General features: G+C 61.2%; 3 protein-coding genes. 2 read left to right on the forward strand and 1 reads right to left on the reverse strand.

Translation table 11 applies throughout. The features are described 5' to 3' along the window. Positions 1 to 161 precede the first annotated feature (161 nt). Positions 162 to 866: a 2OG-Fe(II) oxygenase gene (locus tag QMX78_RS21275; protein WP_282273422.1), complete on the forward strand. Its 705-nt coding sequence runs from the start codon at positions 162 to 164 to the stop codon at positions 864 to 866. Between the two features lie 143 nt (positions 867 to 1,009). Then, the gene (locus QMX78_RS21280) at positions 1,010 to 1,327 is read left to right on the forward strand and encodes a hypothetical protein (RefSeq protein WP_282273424.1); all 318 of its coding nucleotides are present in this window, start codon (positions 1,010 to 1,012) and stop codon (positions 1,325 to 1,327) included. A 14-nt stretch (positions 1,328 to 1,341) separates the two neighbouring features. Here QMX78_RS21280 and QMX78_RS21285 read toward each other — a convergent pair whose 3' ends face one another. Next, entirely contained in the window at positions 1,342 to 1,743 is a 402-nt protein-coding gene (locus QMX78_RS21285) for a hypothetical protein (RefSeq protein WP_282273426.1), read from the reverse strand. Positions 1,744 to 1,900: the final 157 nt, after the last annotated feature.

Below are 1,900 nucleotides of genomic sequence, written 5' to 3' on the forward strand. Positions count from 1 at the left end.
GAGCCATGCTCGGCAAGGGCATTACCGGTACAGCCCCTCTGCCGAGCATGGCTCGGCACTACCTCGGCATTGCTCGGAAAACCTCTGCCGAGCATGGCTCGGCACTACACATGCGGGGCGCTTCAGGCCACCATCGGCGGACACGCACTGCGAGGCTGCCGATGACTGCTGTTGATTTCATTGAGGTCTACGACAACGCCCTGTCCGCCGACGACTGCGCGGCCATCGTCGAACGCCTGCGCCACAGCACCCAGCTCAAACCCGGCCAGGTTGGCAGCGGCGTGTTCCCCGAACTCAAGCGCAGCCACGATCTGCGCATCAGCGGTAACGACGGCTGGCGCGATGTCGAACAGCGCCTGCAGCAGGCGGTGTTCAACGGCATGCTGCAGTACCTGCGGCGTTATCCACAGGTGCTGATTTCGCCCTTGATGCTGCAGGTACCCGATGCGCAAGGCCAAGCGCGCCGCCTGAGCGCAGATGATTTCCAGGGTATGGACGATGCCGCGCTATCCGAACTCGCGCGCACCTGCCTGCGCCCCGGCGCAATCAACCTGCAGTGGTATACGGCGGGTGAGGGCGGCTATCCCTATTGGCACTGTGAGCTGTTCCCGCGCGATCCTGGTGGCGAGACCCTGCACCGGCACCTGCTATGGACGCTGTACCTCAACGACGGTTTTGAAGAGGGCGAAACCGAATTCCTGTTCCAGCAACGCAAGGTGGTACCGCGCACCGGCAGCTTGCTGATTGCGCCAACGGCATTCACCCACACCCATCGGGGTAACCGGCCGCAGGGTGGGGACAAGTTCATCGCGACGAGTTGGATCTTGTTCCAGTCGGCGCAGCGTTTGTATGGCGAGGATGGCTAGTTCCAACCGCTCCTGCGGAAAGCTCGTTCTTAGGTAGAGCGGAGCCATGCTCCGCTGGGGCTGTACTGGTAAGGCCTCTGCCGAGCGTGGCTCGGCACTACAGAGACTGTTGCAACCTTGCGTCATCACAGAGGTGCCCACCAATGAAATGGCTTACGTTTTTTGCGCTGCTGGTAGTTTTGCTCAACTTGATTGCCAGCTTCTTCATCTTCCGCATCAACGGTCAGACCGGTAAGCAACGCTTGCTCCAGCTCGCCGTGGTCTGGCTGTTGCCGGTTCTCGGTGCGGTGCTCTGCCTGGCCTTTGCCACATCATTGCTGCCGGCCGCTGCACGCGGCCAGGCAACTGACGCAGGCATGATGGTTGGCGATGTCCCCGGCCATCAAATCGCCGGCGGAAGTGATTGCGGTGATGCCGTGTCCTGCGACGGAGGTGGCGGTGATGGCGGCGGTGGGGACTGATGGATGCGCTTTCTTCAAATCTCGCCGTAGCAGAGATCGTCCGGATCAGCGCTAACATGATCTGGCGAAGGCAGCTCCGGTAGGCGTACTGCCGCGATTTCGCTCTTTCCCAACAATAGTGCCTTGGCCACGCGATGCATGCCGTCCATCACCCGTCCCTGCGGGCAGAGGATGATCGGGTACTGAAGGTCCGCTGCTTCCACCAGCTGCATGTGTTCGATAACCTGCCTGCATATCGGGGGTGGTGATTCGGCATCCCACCAATAGGCTTCGTCCAGTTCGGCGACCGCTGATAGCGCGATATGGGAAACCGGAAGGTCACGGCTCAGTGCGATCAAACGATGGACGTCCCAGGCCAACAAACCTGCCTCGCTCCGACGGAAGTGGTATTGCCTGCGCATGGTTTCTTCGCCCAAGAAATTCAGGCGGCAGCGTAACGCACTACCTGTAGAGCGGAGCCATGCTCCGCTGGAGCTCTACCAGCGACTCCTTGTGGAAGCGGCGTCAGCCGCGAAGCTGGTGATCCGGTCTAGATGGAGATGCAGGCGGTTTCATTGCAGCTGGCTTCGCGGC

It is taken from the genome of Stenotrophomonas sp. PS02298 (assembly GCF_029959445.1).
In the GTDB taxonomy this organism is placed as follows: Bacteria; Pseudomonadota; Gammaproteobacteria; order Xanthomonadales; family Xanthomonadaceae; genus Stenotrophomonas.